This window comes from Tautonia plasticadhaerens, from assembly GCF_007752535.1.
Taxonomy (GTDB): Bacteria; Planctomycetota; Planctomycetia; order Isosphaerales; family Isosphaeraceae; genus Tautonia; species Tautonia plasticadhaerens.
The window spans coordinates 2,564,647-2,580,048 of sequence record NZ_CP036426.1 but is presented as its reverse complement, the minus strand read 5'-3'; the positions used below and the strand labels follow the sequence as shown (position 1 = coordinate 2,580,048).

Below are 15,402 nucleotides of genomic sequence, written 5' to 3'. Positions count from 1 at the left end.
CCCGGATCGCTCGGCGGGGTCGCGACCGGGGCGGACCGGGGCCGCCGCCCGGCCCCGGCCCGCCCGGCCGACGTGCTCGGGACGCGAGGCGACGCCCGGCGTCCTGGGGCCGGGCGGCGATCGAGATCGAGGGCGATCGAGCTCGAGGCGTGCCGAGGGGGCCGGCGTCAGGCCCCGGGATTCCCGCCGCAGGAGCATCCCCCCCGGCCGCCGGGGCGAGGCCGTGGCCCCTCGTCCCGGCCCCGGGAGGCGTCGAGGTATCCGCTCAGGTAGGCGAGCTCCGAGGCGGTCGGCAGGGGCCGGAGGTCCTCGTCCGGGCCGGCCGTCCCGGCCTCCGAGGACCAGAACTCGCCCGGCGCCTCCTCCACGCCCAGCATCCGGGGCGGGGGGTCGGCGGGCCGCATCGCGCCGCCCCCCATCTGCGCATCCAACCGGACCGGCCGGAGGGCCTCCCTGGTCGGGGTGCCGCCGACGCACAGCGCGGGGTAGCGCTCGCAGAACGTGAAGAAGTGGAGCGGGGCGAACCGCCTCAGGAGGGCACAGCCGTTGACCACGCCGAAGCCGTGCTCGAAGTCGAATCCGGCCGGGCCGAGGTCCTCCGCGGTCGACGTGATCAGGGCGCGGATGGCCGCCGGATGGGTGGCGGGATTGCCCGGGCGGTAGGGGCGCTTCGATCGGACCGCCGCGACCACCCCGGCCACGACCGGGGTCGCGGCCGACGTGCCGCCGTCGGACGGGTACACCCCCGAGCCCCGGAAGTGGGTGTATCCGCTGACGTCGGGCTTGGCCCGGGTCAGCCGACCCGGCCCGACCGAGGAGTACCCGAGCCTGGTCTGGGACGTGTCCACGCCGGCCACGCAGAGGACCGACGGATGCCCGTTCGCGCCGTAGATGGTGTTCGAGGTCACCTCGCAGCGCGAGTCCGGGCACTCCGGGCCGCAATTGCCGGCGGCGAAGAGGATGTCCGCGCCGGCCCACTCCAGGTCGCCGACGATGCGGTTGAACGGGTGGTTGGGGTTGTCGCTGTAATTGCCCGGCCCCCCCGGCGGGAAATCGAATGAGGGCTTGAACATGCCCCAGCTGTTGTTGACGACCATCGAGTGCGAGGCCCAGCGGTGGACCGGCGGGACCATGACGTCGAAGAGGTGGCGGAACGCCCGGACGGCGTCGGAGAGGAGGGTCGTGAGGCTCCTCGCGCTGCAGGCGAGCAGCGCGATATCCAGCAGGGTGCACTTCGGGGCGATGATGCAGGCGTCGTAGGCGCACATCGTGCCGTGGTCGACGGGGGAGTCGCCCGGGGTCGGCAAACCCGCCTCGGGGGCCCAGCTCCGGGCCGCGTCGAGGCTCGGGGTCTTCCCGCGGGCCTTGAGGTGGGCCATGTTGATCCCCGTGTCGACGATCGCCACCAGGACGCCGAGCCCATCCATGCCGATCGATCGCATCCCCGACGCGCAGAGCAGGCGCTCCACGTCGTGGTACGAGCCGACGTGCCAGCCCGGGCACGAGGCCTGGATCGGCTCGATGGGCGGGTCCGAGAAGACACCGACCACATTCTCGTCCGCCCTGAGGGCGTCGATCATCCGCTCGTCGACCTCGGCGCGGACGATGTACGTCGACCGCTCGGGCTCGACCAGCCGGTCGACGGGGCAGGAGACGTAGGAACTCTCCGCCCGAGTCCCGGGTTCCCTGCCCGGCAGCGCCGTGGGGGGGAACCGCTCATCGAAGGTGACCCCGTCGAGCCTCGGGACGCTCTCCGGGTCGAGCCGGCCTCCGGGGCCGCCGGCGAAGGCCGTGTCCGCCAGGCCGGGGTTGTACCGCAGTTCCACGATGACCCGTCTCGTCGCCACGGGGACGCTCCTTCCTCGACTCGCCGACCCGGGCGGGCGAGACGTCGCCCGACGACCGGGATCGGCCGGGCGGCCGCCGAGGGGGGCGACCGGCCGCGGGGCCTCCTGCGTCGCGGGCCGGAGTCCGTCCCGGCGGGGGGCGGCGCTCGCGGTCGCCCGCGTCGCCCCCCGGGACGCCGATCGACGGGCGTACCCGACCATCCATCGCCGATCGGGCCTCCTGACCGGGGGCCGATCGCCGACGAGCCGCCGGAAGCCGGCCGCGCCGATCACACGGCCGACCGCCGGTGATATTGATGTATGAACAACATAAAAAGGCAAACACGATCTGGTAAATTTGGCGGGCGGGCGGACGGCGGTTCGTCCCGCGGGCGGATGCAGGGACGGCCCCGGCCTCCGGCACTCGGGGATAGATCGGCGGGCCCGACGGGTCCGGACCGGCGGGGGCCGGGGGGCGGAAACTCGGATTTGCGCGCCGGGCGATGTCGGCTAGAGTTCGCCCCGAGCCGCCCCGCCGCCGGCCCCGACCGCGATGGACGACCACCCGGAGCCCGCATGACCACCACCCGACGCCCGACGCTCGAACGGATCCGGGCCCTCCGGGGCCGGCTCTACTGGCCGTACCTCGGCGTCTTCCTCGCCTTCCACCTGCTGCTGCCGCTGGCCTTCGTGCCCCAGCTCTTCAGCTGGACGGGGCTGCTGCTGGTGCCGGTCGGCAACTTCGTGTTCGGGTCGATGGGGGTGAACGTCGGCTACCACCGGCTGCTGACGCACCGCAGCTTCAAGTGCCCGACCTGGCTGGAGCGGACGTTCGTGATCCTGGGCGTCTGCTCGCTGGAGAGCGGGCCGGGGCACTGGGTGGCGGTCCACCGCAAGCACCACCAGCACTCCGACGAGGAGCCGGACCCGCACAGCCCGCTCGTCGGCTTCCTCTGGGGGCACGTCGGCTGGCTGGTGGTCAAGAGCCCGGCGACCAGCGGCCTGTTCTTCCACGACAAGTACGCCAGGGACGTCTTCGCCGACCCCTTCTATTCCGGCCTGCACCGCAACCTGATGTGGTTCTGGGTCTGGGTGGCCCACGCCTCGCTCTTCTTCCCGGGCGGGGTGCTGGTCGGCCTGGCGATGGGATGGTCGTGGCCCGAGGCGGCCTGGTTCGGCGGCAGCCTGCTGGTCTGGGGGGTGCTGGTGCGGACGGTCTACGTCTGGCACATCACCTGGGCGGTCAACTCGCTGTCGCACCTCTGGGGCTATCGCAACTACGACACCGGGGAGCACAGCACCAATAACTGGTTCGTCGCGCTGCTGACCAACGGCGAGGGGTGGCACAACAACCACCACGCCGCCCCCCGGGCCGCCTCCCACGGCCACCGCTGGTGGGAGCTGGACCTGACCTACCAGGCCCTGGTGCTGCTCCGTCGCCTCGGCCTGGTCTGGGACGTCGTCGCGCCGAAGGTGGCCGAGGCCCGGGTGATCCACCGGGGCCCCCACCGCCCCCGGCGGTCGGGACGGGATTCGGCCCTCCCCTCCTCGACGCCCTCGCCGGACGCGATGCAGGACGGCGATGAGTCCTGAGGACGCCTATTCGGGCTCGGGCGACCACCGCGAGTAGTCCCCCGGGGTGTCGAGATCCTCGGCCACGCCCGGGTCGGGGACCTCGATCAGCACCACCCGGTCGGCGAAGTGCTCCCGGATCGCGTTGATGCCGACGCCCTCGGGCAGGCCCCGGATCGCCCCGGCCACGTCCCTCGGCAGCGCGATCGGGTGCCCCCGGCGGCCGCCGTAGACGGGAATGACGATCGACCGGGGATCGGACTTCACGCGGTCGATCACCATCGAGACGACCTGGGGGGTCAGGCCGACGCAGTCGCCCGGGGCGATGAGCACGGCGACCGGGTTGATCCGGGCCCGGTCGAGGAACTCGAGGCCGACCTCGACCGTCGCCCTCATGTCGGCGGTGGGCCGGGGGACCGGGATCGCGCTGGCGGCGGCGAAGGTGGCCCGCTCGAACAGCTCGGCCGCCCCGGGCTCCTCCGGGGGGGGGCCGACCACCACGATCGAGTCGACGCCGCCGAGCCGAAGCGCCGAGACCACCCGCTCGATCACCGTCCCCCCGCCGGCGACCGGCAGGGTCAGCTTGGGCCGGCCCATCCTCGTGCTCTTCCCCGCGGCGGGGACGACGGCGGCGATCATGAGCCCAGGGCCTCGGCGGATTCGGTTTCGAGTTCGGGTTCGGGCTCCGGGGGCCGCCCGCCCGCCCGGCCGAAGTCGTTGGTCGGCACGGCCTCGGGCCCGAGGTTCCGCCGGGCGATGAGCTGGGCCACCACGCTGACGGCGATCTCCGGCACCGTCTGCGACCCGATCGGCACGCCGATCGGCGCCGTCACCCGGGCCAGGTGCCCCTCGGCGACCCCCAGCCCCCGGAGGCCCTCGAAGATCAGGCGGATCTTCCTCCGGCTGCCGATCAGCCCCACGTACGAGGCCGGGGTCGGGGCGAGGTGATACAGGGCCTCCTGGTCGTGCCCGTGCCCCCGGGTGACGACCAGGGCGAAGGTGTGCGGGGTGATGGGGAGCGCCGGGAGGACCTCCTCGATCGGCCCGACGACGATCCGCTTCGCGCCCGGGAAGCGATCGGGGTTGGCGTACTGGGCCCGGTCGTCGACCACGGTCACGTCGAAGTCGGCCTCGATGGCCAGCCGGGCGACCGCCTGGCCGACGTGCCCGGCGCCGACGATCACCAGGGCGATCCTCGGCAGGACCGGCAGGGTCGCCACCCCCCCCCTCGACGCCAGCCTCGGCCGCCGGTCGATCGGCTCGACCAGCGACCGGACGGCCTCCGGGGGCGCCCCCCCGGGCAGCGAGGCGACCAGGTCGGCCTCGTCGCCGAAGAGCCAACGGGCGCCGATCGCGTCGGCCCCGCAGCGCTCGGGGTCGACGGCCACGGCCTCGACCAGGCCGAGCCCGGCGTCGATCCGGTCGCGGTAGGCCCGGAAGTATGAGGCGGCCTCGGGGCCCCGGAAGGCCTCGGCGAGGATGACCATCTTGCCGCCGCAGATCAGGCCGTCGGCCCAGGCGTAGTCGTGGTCGAGGACGAAGGTGTGCCGCTCCGCCCCGGCCTGGCCGAGCCGTCGGACGGCCTTCTGCTTCACCTCGTTCTCGACGCAGCCGCCGCCGAGCGTGCCGACCTGGCAGCCGCCCGGGTCCACCAGCATCAGGGCGCCGGCCTTCTGGGGGGTCGAGCCCTTCGTCTCGACGACCTGGCAAAGCAGGGCCTCCCGGCCGGAGTCGAGCAGGTCGGCCAGGTGGGAGAGGACGTCTCGCATGGGGAGTGGGTCGGTCGGGGCCGGGGAGGGCGAGGGTCGGTCCGATGACCTTAGGCTAGTCGACCCGCTCGCCGATCGGCAAGGCGGTCGCCCGCTGGAGGTGGGCGGGCCGAGGGGTTACGATGCGGGTCCGTCGGGCGATCGCCCCGAGGGCCGCCGGCCGACCCTCCCGAGATCCCCCCACCCTCGCACCGGAGCCGGAGCCATGACCTCGCCGAACCGTCGCGCGTTCCTGGGCCGATCGGCCGCCGCCGCCGCCGGTTGGACCGTCCTCGCCCCCCGATCGGGCAAGGCCGCTCCGGCCGACCGGGTGAACGTCGCCGTCATGGGCATCCGGGGGCGGGGGGGCGGCCTGGCCCAGGGGTTCGCCGGGCTGCCGGGGGCGCTGGTCACCCACGTCGTCGACGTGGACTCGAATCTCTTCGGCAATGCGGTCGAGGCCATCGGCCGGATCCAGGACCACGAGCCCGAGGCCGTCACCGACTTCCGCCGCGTCCTCGACAACCCCGACGTCGACGCCCTGGTCGTGGCCACGCCCGACCACTGGCACGCCCCGGCCACCGTCTTCGCCTGCCAGGCGGGCAAGCACGTCTACGTCGAGAAGCCGGCCTCCCACACCCTCTGGGAAGGCCGGAAGATGGTCGAGGCCGCCCGGAAGTACGACCGGGTCGTGCAGGTCGGCACCCAGAGCCGGAGCACCCCGCACTACCGCCGCGTCATCGAGGAGGTCCTCCCCTCCGGCCGGATCGGCACCGTCTTGCAGGCCCGGGCCTGGAACAGCCAGAAACGCCCCGACCTCTCCCCCCAGGCCGACGGCCCGGCCCCCGAGGGGGTAGATTACGACCTCTGGCTCGGCCCCGCCCCGGAACGCCCCTTCAACCCCAACCGCTTCCACTACGCCTGGCACTGGATGTGGGACTACGGCACCGGGGACGCGGGCAACGACGGCGTCCACGACCTGGACATCGCCCGATGGGGCCTGGGGGTGGGCATGCCGACGTCGGTGGCCTGCACGGCGAGCCGGATGGTCAACACCACCTGGGAGACGCCCGACTCGGTCTTCGCCTCCTTCACCTTCGCCGACTCCCCCGCCGTCCTCGTCTTCGAGCAGCGCGACTGGTCCCCCTACGTCGAGGCCGGCTATGAGAACGGCGTGATCTTCTTCGGCACCGAGGGCCGGGTCGAGATCGGCCGCTCCGGCTGGCGGCTGTTCGAGGGGAACGAGCCGGTCCCGGTCGAGTCCGAGCCCTTCGCCGACCGCCACCACTTCGAGGACTTCCTCGACGCCATCGCCTCCGCCCGCCTTCCCAACGCCGACATCGAGCAGGGGCACCGCTCCGCCGCCCTGCCCCACCTGGCCAACATCGCCTTCCGGACCGGCCGGGGCTGCGTCACCATCGACCCCGAGACCGAGGAGGTCGTCGGCGACACCGAGGCCCAGGCCCTCACCCGTCGCGAGTACCGCGTGCCGTTCGTCATCCCCGACCGGGTCTGATCGCCGGGCCTCGATCCGCCGGGCCCCGCCCCCCGACTCGTCGACGGGGGAAACGGGTCCGGGGGGGGCCGGGCCCGAGCTGAGGGCCAGCGTCCGATGAACATCCAGGATCTCTTGAAGTTCGCGGCCAACCAGGGGGCCTCCGACGTCCACCTCCAGGGCGGCTCCCCGCCGATGCTCCGGATCGGCGGCCAGCTCCGGGGGGTGGAGGGGGCCAAGGTCCCGGACGACCAGCTCCTCGCCTTCCTCCGCTCGGTCGCCCCGGCCTCGCTGGGGGAGCTGGACGCGGCGATCGACGGCGGCTCCCGGTTCGCCTTCGCCGTCGAGGGCCTCGCCCGATTCCGGGCTGCGTTGTACCGGAATGAGGAGAGGCCCGGCGTCTGCCTCCGGGTCATCCCGACCCGGCCGGGCTCGATCGAGTCCCTCGGCCTGCCCCCGGTCCTCCGGGAGCTGGCGATCGCCCGACGCGGCCTGACCCTGATCGTCGGCGCCTCGGGCAGCGGCCGGACGACCACCCAGGCGGCGATGGTCGACGCGGTCAATCGGTCCCGCCCGGCCGCCGTGGTCACCGTCGAGTCTCCCGCCGAGTTCGTCCACGAGCCGGACAAGGCCCTCTTCACCCGGGTCGACCCCGGCCTCGGCGCCGACGGCGCGACCCGGGCCGTGGACCGGGCGTTGGAGCTGGACCCCGACCTCATCGTCCTCGGCGAACTGGACCGGACTGAGGTCGCGCTGGCCGCCGTGCTCCGGGCCGTCGAGTCCGGCCGGCACGTCGTCGCCTCGATGCGGACCTCATCCACGATCCGGGCCCTGGAGCAGTTGCTCGACCCGGTCGCCCCCGAACGCAAGTCGGCGATCAAGGCCCGGCTGGCCGCCGCCCTGGAGGCGATCGTCGCCCTCCGGCTGGCCACCACCAAGGAGGGGGGCCGCCGGCCGGTCGTCGAGGTCTTCCGGGGCCTGCACCAGACCCGGGAGCTGTACCTGGCCAACCGGCTCGACGACATCGCCCGGCTGATGGCCGGCCAGCAGGGCGGCATGCAGGAGTTCGACCGCCAGCTGCTGGCCATGTACCGCGCCGGGCAGGTCAGCGGGACCGAGGCCCTCCGCCTGGCCACCGACCCCGAGGCCCTCGGCGCCGAGTTGCAGGCCGGTCGCCGCCCCGCCGCCTGACCACCGAGGCCCGAGCCCATGCCCCCTCCCCTGATCCTCGCCAGCGCCTCGCCCCGCCGCCGCCAGTTGCTGGAGGAGGAGGGCTACGTCATCGAGGTCGACCCCTCCGGCGTCGACGAGCCCGAGCCCGACGGGCCCGTCGACGCCCCGGCCTTCGTCGCCGAGCTGGCGTGGCGGAAGGCCCACGCCGTCGCCCGGAGGAGGGGCTCCGGCCTCATCCTCGCCGCCGACACCACCTGCGCCCTCGACGGCCTCCTGCTGAACAAGCCGGTCGACCGGGCCGACGCCGGGCGGATGCTCCGGGCCCAGGAAGGGCGGGAGGTCGAGATCCTCACCGGGATCTGCCTGTACCACGCCGGCCGCCTCGAATGGGTCGGGGCCGTCGAGTCCAGCGTGGTGCTCGTCCGGCGGATGACCGACCCCGAGCGCGACGAGCACCTCGACTCCGGCCGATGGGAGGGCAAGGCCGGGGCCTACGGCGTGCAGGACGACGACCCGTTCGTCACGGTCGTCTCCGGGAGCTGGTCCAACGTCGTCGGCCTGCCGATGGAGCGCCTCGGGCGACTGCTCCGCGATCACCCCGCGATCGCGCCCTGAACCCCGCCCCGCGCCGAGGCATCCCCCCATGTCCCTCCCCGGCTGGGCCGACCGCTTCGATGGCGACCGCGCGATCCGAGACATCGTCCGGCTCTGCGCCCTCGGCCCCCGACCGTCCGGCTCCCCCGCCGCCGGACAGCAGCGGCGAGTCGTCGCCGAGCACTTCCGGTCGAGCGGCGGCGCCGTCTCGATCCAGGGGTTCCGCGGCGAGCATCCCCTGACCGGCGAGCCCGTGCCGATGGCCAACGTGGTCGCCTCGTGGCGGCCGGGGGCGTCCGATCGCCTGCTCGTCGCCGCCCACGGCGACACCCGGCCGGTCGCCGACCGGGAACGCGACCCCGCCCGTCGCCTGCTCCCCTTCCTCGGCGCCAACGACGGCGGATCCGGCGTCGCTGCCCTGATGGAGCTGGCCCGGCATGTGAGCGACCTGCCGGGGGCGCTCGGCGTCGACCTCGCCGTCTTCGACGCCGAGGAGCTGGTCTTCGACGAGGTGGGGGATTACTGCCTCGGCTCCCGGGAATTCGCCCGGCGTCACCGCCGGGCCTTCGACTCCGGGGGCCCTTCTTACGAGGCGGCCGTGGTGCTGGACATGGTGGCGGGCCGGTCGATGCAACTCAATCGCGAGGGCTTCGGCCTGGAGTACGCGGCCTGGCTGACCGAGGAACTCTGGGAGGTCGCCCGAGATCGGGGGGCCTCGCGGTTCTCGGAGGATTGCGGCCATTACGTCGAGGACGACCACCTGCCGCTGCTGGCGATCGGCGTCCCCAGCGTCGCCCTGGTCGACATCGAGTTCCCCGAGTGGCACACGGTGGGCGACACCCCCGAGGCCTGCGACCCCCGGGCGATCGAGGAGGTGGGGCGGGTCGTCATGGGCTGGCTCGGCCGGGTCGCGGGCGAGGGGCCGGGCCGATGAGCCGAAACTGGGGTTCACGGGAACCGGGGCCGAGACTACCCTCCCGACCGGACCGCCCTCGCCCCCGGCTCGGGGGGCGAGGGCCCGATCGGCAACCAGGCAGGGAGGCCCGGAGCCATGAGCGGTTTCCGCTGGGGTGTTGCGCGGGAGTCCCTCCGGGGTCGATTCGCCGGAGACGGGGATCTCACGCAGGGGCGCGACGGCGCAGAGACGAGGAGCGGAGGAGAGGGCGGGCGGGACCGGGCGGTTGGTCGCGTGCTGCCCTGGCGGTCGTCGTTGATCTTCGCCGTCTCTCCGGTCCGCTCCGCGTCCCTGCGGCTCTGCGTGGGGACCGCGCTCCTCTTGCTCCCCGCCTCGGCGTTCGCCCAGTCGTTCGAGGTCCCCGAGCCGCCGAGCGTCGGCCTGCCGGATCTCCCCGTGCCGTCGGCCTCGATCTCGGTGACGCCCACGGCCGAGGAGGTCCGAACGCCGGAGGGGCCGGAGGCCATCGCCCCGGCCCCCGATCGGATCGAGCAGGGGGTCCTGCTCGACGGCTTCGAGGGGGACCGGGCGTCCTGGAGGTACGAGACGAGCGACGCGCCGGTCCAGATCCGGGCCCAGGAGCGGACCGAGAACGGCGCCTTCGAGGGGAAGCGGAGCGAACGCTTCGGTTTCGAGGCCGGGCTGGGCAGCGGGGTCTACTTCAGCTATCCGCTGCCCCGGGTGCCGCTGGCGGCCGACCTGTCGTCGTCGGTCTACGTCCGGTCCGACCGGCCGGGGATGCAGTTGCTCGGGCGGGTGGTGTTGCCGAACGACCTCGACCCGGAGACCGGCCAGCCGTTCTTCATCAACGTGACGGGGTCGATCTACGAGGAGCACGGCCGATGGCGTCGGCTGGAGCTGGCCGGCCTGCCGGAGGCGGTCGAGCGCCAGGCCCGGCTGCTGCGGATCAAGTCGAACCGGGCGGTGCGGCTGGAGGGGGCGTACCTCGACCGGCTCGTGCTGAACCTCTACGGCGGGGCCGGCGAGACCGAGGTCCTGGTCGATTCGCTCCGGGTCGAGCCGGTCCCCTCGGAGCTGCTCGGCACCGGGGTCGACCTGGCAGACGGGGGGGGGGAGGGGATTGACCCGGGGGGGGCCGAGGCCGTCGGCCCGGGCCCCGGCCGGGCCGGCGACGGCGAGGACGGCCGGATCTTCGCCCAGGCCCGGGTCCGGTACGCCCGGAACCGCCTGGAGCTGCTCGACGAGCCGCAGCGCGCCTACTTCCCCTGGCTGCCGACGATCATCGACGCCCCCGGGGCCGACCCCCAGGAGCTTCGGCGCTTCGGGTTCGACGTCTACGCCGTCCGCCCGGGCGCGTCGGCCGAGGAGGTCGGCCGGGCGGCCGACTCGGGGATGCTGCTGATGCCGATGCTCGGCGACCCGCTGCTGGGGGCGGCCGACTCGGACCGGATCCGGGCGGCCGTCGCCTCGTACCCCCGCCGGGAGTCGGTCGCCTTCTGGCACCTCGGCGAGGAACTCGGGGGCCGGGACGACCCCGAGGCCCGCCGGGAGACGCTCCGGAGGGTCCGGGGGGCGGCCGAGGCCATCGCCGACCTGGAGGACGTCTCGCCGCTGGCCACCGGGGACGTGGAGGGGGACCTGGCCCTCTACGCCAGCCGGCCGGGCCGCCTGGAATTGCTCGGGGTGCACGGCAACCCGTGGGGGTCGGCCACGGACCCGATCACCTACTTCCGCTACCTGTCGGTGCGGCGGGACCTGACCGGCCTGGCCAACCCCGAGGCGCTCTACTGGACCCGGATCCCCGCCTCGGCGCCCCCGGAGGTGCGGCGGGCGATCTACGGGGACGACCCGCCGCCGTCCTGGGGCCGTCCCCAGGTATTGCCGGAGCAGATCCGGCTGGCCACGGCCTCGGCCCTCTCGGCCGGCTTCCGGGGGATCGGCTACTCCGGGGACGCCGAGCTGACCCGGGCCTCCGGCCGGACCCGGCTGATCGAGCTGCAACTGCTCAACGCCGAGATCGACCTGTTCCAGGAGATCCTGGCCCGGGGCCTGGGCCCGATCCTCCGGTACAAGACCTACCCGCCCCCCGACGAGGAGACCGGCCGCCCCCTCGAGCGGAATTACAACCGCTACGACGACAAGCGGGAGGAGGAGGAGGACCCGATCTGGCACGTCCAGGCCGTCGGCTTCCCCACGCCCGACAAGCGGGGCACGCTGCTGCTGATCAGCAACCTGAACTGGGGGGCCCAGTGGGTGCCCGGCCAGCTCGCGGAGGAGGAGGTCCGGGTCACGGTGCCGGGGCACACCAACGTCTCGGCCTGGGAGATCAGCCTCGGCGGCGTCCGCCACCTGGACCGCAAGCGGGCCCCCGGCGGGGTCGAGATCAAGCTGACCGACTTCGGGGCGACGAGCTGGGTGTTGCTGACCCCGGACACGGAGATGGTCCGGCGCCTGGAGCAAAGCATCGCCTCCTGGGCCCCCCGGGCCGCCGAGCTGGCGGTCGAGCAGGCCGACCTGACCATCCGGGCCGTCAAGGAGACGCACGGCCAACTGGTGCTCGACGGCTTCGACGTGGAGGGCAGCGCCACGCTGCTTCGGATCGCCGAGGAGCAGCTCGAGACCGCCCGGGCCGGCCTGGCCCGGGGCGAGGCCGGCGAGGCCTTCGCCAACGCCCGTCGCGTCTGCCGCCCGTTGCAGATCCTCATGCGGCAGCACTTCGAGCGGGCCAAGGAGGACCTGATCGAGGCCACCCGGTTCGACCACGACCCGGGGGTGGAGCCGCTGATCTCGCCGATCTCCGCCCCCCCCCTGATGTGCTACAACACGCTGCCGCAGCTCGAATGGTTCTGGACCAGCGCCGTGCGGTCGTACTCCTTCGGGGAGAACCTGGTGCCGGGGGGCGAGTTCGAGGAGCTGGACCCCGAGGCGTACGTGCAGCAGGGCTGGACCAGCGTCGGCCACCGGGTGCCGGGGCTGGAGCCCCTGATCGACGTCGAGCCGGAGGACGAGCCGGACGCCCGGGGCAGCGAGCGGCTGCTCCGGCTCCGGGTCCGCCCGGCCGAGGGGCAGGACGTGGACCAGCTCCCCCCGGCCTTCGACCGGCCGACGGTGGCGATCCGGTCGCCGCCGGTCCCCGTCTCCCGGGGGAACTTCATCCGGATCTCGGTGCTGATGAAGCCCGTGACCTTCCAGGCCGAGGGCAGCGGCGGCGGCGTGATCGTCCGGGACTCGATCGGCGGCGAGCTGATGCAGTTCCACCAGTACTACGGCGAGCCGGAGTGGCGGCGGGTGGTGCTCTACCGCCGGGCCCCGGAGTCGACCGAGCTGACGGTGACGCTCGGCCTGGCGGCGACCTCCGGCGAGGTCGAGTTCGACGACCTGCGGGTCGAGCTGCTCGCCCCCCCCGCCGCCGAGGCCCGGGGCGGGGAGGCGGCGCCGACCCGGCGCTGATCGGCGGTCGGCGGTCGGCGGGCCGGGGAGGGGGCCGGCCGGCGATCCTGCCCCCTTGATCCCGGGGCCGGGCGCCGATAGCTTGCGAGGCTGGGCCGGCCCCCGGGGCCGACCCGTCCCGGGTCGTCCGCCCGCGCCCCCGTCCGGCTGGACCCCGAGTCCGGCCGGGCGTAGGATTGTCGAGGACCGCAACGATGCCCGCTCCCCCCCCGACCCCTCGGCCGACCGGCGGCCGACCGACGTCCCCCCGACCCGGGCCCCTCGCCGCCATCGGCCGCCGGCCCGCCGCCCGCCGATGAGCCGATCGTGACCCGGCCCGGGGGCGGGCAGCCCCGGCCTCGGCCGCTCGGGCCCCGGCCAGACCAGACCTGATCGGCGCGGCCGGCCTCGGATCCCCCCGTCATCTCCCCCGTGGACCGAGCACCGACCGCACCGGCATTCCCGCGGAGTCTTGTCGGCGATGGCGATGGAGACGGCCCTGATCGTCGAGGACGACCCGGATCAGGCCGAGATGGCCGCGTCCTTCCTCCGCCTGCAGCGGATCGAGCCCCGGACGGCCTTCGACGGCCTGTCGGGCGTGGAACTGGCCTCGGAGCGCCGCCCCGACCTCGTCCTGCTGGACCTGATGCTGCCGGACATCGACGGCTTCGAGGTCTGCCGACGCCTGCGGAGCCTGCCCGGGGCGATCGATTTGCCCGTGGTCATGGTCACCGCGCTGCACGGCGACGAGTACCGGAAGCTGGGCTTCCGGGTCGGCGCCAACGCCTACCTGACCAAGCCCTACGGCCCGAGCGACCTGTACCAGGCGATCGACCTGGCCCGCTCCTGGCGGGACTCGCTGGGGGTCGAGCGGCTCAGCGGCGAGATCCGGATCGAGATGGACAGCTCCCCGAAGTACCTCCGCGAGGTCAATGACTTCCTGGTCGGCCTGTACCGGTCGACCCCGCTGACGATCGAGCAGGTCCAGCACCTTCAGCAGGCGGTGCTGGAGATCGGCCAGAACGCCGTGGAGTGGGGGAACCGGATGCGGGTCGAGCTGCCCGTGGAGGTGACCTACCGGGTCTTCGAGGACCGGGTGGAGATCATCATCCGGGACCAGGGATCCGGCTTCGACCGCTCGATGCTCGCCCACGCCGCCACCCGGGACGACCCGCTGCGGCACATGGAGATCCGCCGGGAGCTGGGCCTGAGGGAGGGGGGATTCGGCCTGCTGATCACCCGGGGGATGGTCGACGAGCTGTCGCACAATGACGCGGGCAACGAGGTGACCCTGACCAAGCGATTCCCCGCCGACTCGGTCCCCGACCGCCACGGCCAGGAGGCCTGAGAGCCGTGCCCGAGGCCTCCGCCCACCCACCCCCGCAACGCCGCCCCTCCCCGGCACCCGGCCGCCGCCGGCCGGGCCTGCTCGTCGTCGACGACGAGGCGGAGGTTCTCCGCTCGCTCTTCGACCTCTTCCGCCTGGACTACCGGGTGCTCACCGCCACCCGGGGGGCCGAGGCGCTGGAGATCCTCCAGGAGGAGCAGGAGGTCAGCGTCGTGATGTCCGACCAGCGGATGCCCGAGATGACCGGCGTGGAGTTCCTCAGCCGGGCCCGGGCCATCCGCCCCGAGGCGACCCGGCTGCTGATCACCGGGTACGCCGACCTCAAGGCGGTGATCGACGCCATCAACGAGGGGCACGTCTTCCGGTACGTCGCCAAGCCCTGGGACCCCGACGAGCTGGGCACCGTGATCCGCCAGGCGGTCGAGCACCACGACCTGATCGTCGAGAAGCAGGGGCTGATCGAGGAGCTGAGGACCGCCAACGCCCGCCTGGAGGAGGCCAACCGGCTGAAGTCCAACTTCATCGAGGTGGCCAGCCACGAGCTGAATACCCCGGTGACGATCGTCCTGGGCATGGCCGAGCTCTGGAAGCTCACCCACGGCGGCCAGCCGGACGACCCCTCCAACGCCTGGATCGACCGCATCATCGCCGCCGGCCGCCGGCTCGCCTCGACGGTCGAGCGGATGGTCAAGCTGCTGCACGCCGACCGCCTCGCGCCCACCCTGGAGGCCCGGCCGGTCGAGCTGGGGCCCCTGCTCCGGACCGTCGTCGACGACGCCCGGCCCTACCTCGACGCCCGCCGCCAGGGGGTCGAGCTGTCGGTCGACCCCGGCCTCGGCTCGGCGGAAATCGACCGCGAGAAGGTGGCCGACGCGCTGGCGAACCTGCTGAACAACGCCATCAAGTTCACCCCCGACGGCGGCACCATCCGGTTCGACGCCCGCCCCGACGGCGGCGAATTCGTTGCGTTCGAGGTGTCCGACCAGGGGGTCGGCATCGAGCCCGGCGAGTGCGACCTGATCTTCGAGCCGTTCTTCACCGGCTTCGACACCATGCACCACTCCTCCGGCGACTTCCAGTTCGGCAAGCGCGGCATCGGCCTGGGCCTGAGCCTGGTCCGCACCTTCGTCCGGATGCACGGCGGCACCGTCTCCTGCGCCAGCGAGCCCGGCCGGGGCTCCACCTTCCGCATCCGGCTGCCGCGCTCCCCCCTGCCCCGGCCCCCGGTCGACTCGGGGCCGTCCCCGGCGGATCCGCCCCCCACGTCGGACTGACCGGGGCCGCCGACCGCCTCCGGGGAG

General features: G+C 73.7%; 11 protein-coding genes. 8 read left to right on the top strand and 3 right to left on the bottom strand.

Going from position 1 to position 15,402, the window contains the following annotated elements; translation table 11 throughout:
- Positions 1–167 precede the first annotated feature (167 nt).
- Complete coding sequence (locus tag ElP_RS10030) at positions 168–1,847, bottom strand: S8 family serine peptidase (RefSeq protein ID WP_145268882.1); 1,680 nt, start codon at positions 1,845–1,847, stop codon at positions 168–170.
- A gap of 555 nt (positions 1,848–2,402) precedes the next feature.
- Here ElP_RS10030 and ElP_RS10025 point away from each other — a divergent pair.
- Positions 2,403–3,419: an acyl-CoA desaturase gene (locus tag ElP_RS10025; RefSeq protein WP_197446859.1), complete on the top strand. Its 1,017-nt coding sequence runs from the start codon at positions 2,403–2,405 to the stop codon at positions 3,417–3,419.
- A 6-nt stretch (positions 3,420–3,425) separates the two neighbouring features.
- Here ElP_RS10025 and ElP_RS10020 read toward each other — a convergent pair whose 3' ends face one another.
- The gene (locus ElP_RS10020; RefSeq protein ID WP_145268878.1) at positions 3,426–4,037 is read right to left on the bottom strand and encodes a nucleotidyltransferase family protein; all 612 of its coding nucleotides are present in this window, start codon (positions 4,035–4,037) and stop codon (positions 3,426–3,428) included.
- Positions 4,034–5,167: an XdhC family protein gene (locus ElP_RS10015; protein WP_145268876.1), complete on the bottom strand. Its 1,134-nt coding sequence runs from the start codon at positions 5,165–5,167 to the stop codon at positions 4,034–4,036. The genes ElP_RS10020 and ElP_RS10015 overlap by 4 nt, the downstream gene beginning before the upstream one ends.
- 205 nt (positions 5,168–5,372) lie before the next feature.
- Here ElP_RS10015 and ElP_RS10010 point away from each other — a divergent pair, with 205 nt between their 5' ends.
- The 7 genes from ElP_RS10010 to ElP_RS09980 all read left to right on the top strand — a co-directional run bounded on the left by ElP_RS10010 (position 5,373) and on the right by ElP_RS09980 (position 15,375).
- Positions 5,373–6,662: a Gfo/Idh/MocA family protein gene (locus tag ElP_RS10010; protein WP_197446858.1), complete on the top strand. Its 1,290-nt coding sequence runs from the start codon at positions 5,373–5,375 to the stop codon at positions 6,660–6,662.
- Between the two features lie 96 nt (positions 6,663–6,758).
- A complete protein-coding gene (locus ElP_RS10005; protein WP_145268872.1) occupies positions 6,759–7,832 on the top strand; it encodes a type IV pilus twitching motility protein PilT in 1,074 nt (357 codons plus the stop codon).
- Between the two features lie 18 nt (positions 7,833–7,850).
- The gene (locus tag ElP_RS10000; protein ID WP_145268870.1) at positions 7,851–8,429 is read left to right on the top strand and encodes a Maf family protein; all 579 of its coding nucleotides are present in this window, start codon (positions 7,851–7,853) and stop codon (positions 8,427–8,429) included.
- Positions 8,430–8,457: 28 nt separating this feature from the next.
- Positions 8,458–9,342 (top strand): M28 family peptidase, encoded by an 885-nt coding sequence (locus ElP_RS09995; RefSeq protein WP_145268868.1) that lies wholly within the window; start codon positions 8,458–8,460, stop codon positions 9,340–9,342.
- 117 nt (positions 9,343–9,459) lie between these two features.
- Positions 9,460–12,774, top strand: a complete 3,315-nt coding sequence (locus ElP_RS09990; RefSeq protein WP_145268866.1) for a hypothetical protein — start codon at positions 9,460–9,462, stop codon at positions 12,772–12,774.
- A 460-nt stretch (positions 12,775–13,234) separates the two neighbouring features.
- Positions 13,235–14,101 carry a response regulator gene (locus ElP_RS09985; RefSeq protein ID WP_231749612.1) on the top strand — a complete coding sequence of 289 codons (867 nt, stop codon included), beginning with the start codon at positions 13,235–13,237 and terminating at the stop codon, positions 14,099–14,101.
- A gap of 5 nt (positions 14,102–14,106) precedes the next feature.
- Positions 14,107–15,375: a hybrid sensor histidine kinase/response regulator gene (locus ElP_RS09980; protein WP_145268864.1), complete on the top strand. Its 1,269-nt coding sequence runs from the start codon at positions 14,107–14,109 to the stop codon at positions 15,373–15,375.
- The last annotated feature ends 27 nt before the right edge of the window (positions 15,376–15,402 follow it).

Excerpts from the sequence above, each read along its gene's own strand:
- ElP_RS10025 (WP_197446859.1), top strand. The coding sequence starts at position 2,403 with ATGACCACCACCCGACGCCCGACGCTCGAACGGATCCGGGCCCTCCGG.
- ElP_RS10020 (WP_145268878.1), bottom strand. The coding sequence starts at position 4,037 with ATGATCGCCGCCGTCGTCCCCGCCGCGGGGAAGAGCACGAGGATGGGC.
- ElP_RS10015 (WP_145268876.1), bottom strand. The coding sequence starts at position 5,167 with ATGCGAGACGTCCTCTCCCACCTGGCCGACCTGCTCGACTCCGGCCGG.
- ElP_RS10010 (WP_197446858.1), top strand. The coding sequence starts at position 5,373 with ATGACCTCGCCGAACCGTCGCGCGTTCCTGGGCCGATCGGCCGCCGCC.
- ElP_RS10005 (WP_145268872.1), top strand. The coding sequence starts at position 6,759 with ATGAACATCCAGGATCTCTTGAAGTTCGCGGCCAACCAGGGGGCCTCC.
- ElP_RS10000 (WP_145268870.1), top strand. The coding sequence starts at position 7,851 with ATGCCCCCTCCCCTGATCCTCGCCAGCGCCTCGCCCCGCCGCCGCCAG.
- ElP_RS09995 (WP_145268868.1), top strand. The coding sequence starts at position 8,458 with ATGTCCCTCCCCGGCTGGGCCGACCGCTTCGATGGCGACCGCGCGATC.
- ElP_RS09990 (WP_145268866.1), top strand. The coding sequence starts at position 9,460 with ATGAGCGGTTTCCGCTGGGGTGTTGCGCGGGAGTCCCTCCGGGGTCGA.
- ElP_RS09985 (WP_231749612.1), top strand. The coding sequence starts at position 13,235 with ATGGCGATGGAGACGGCCCTGATCGTCGAGGACGACCCGGATCAGGCC.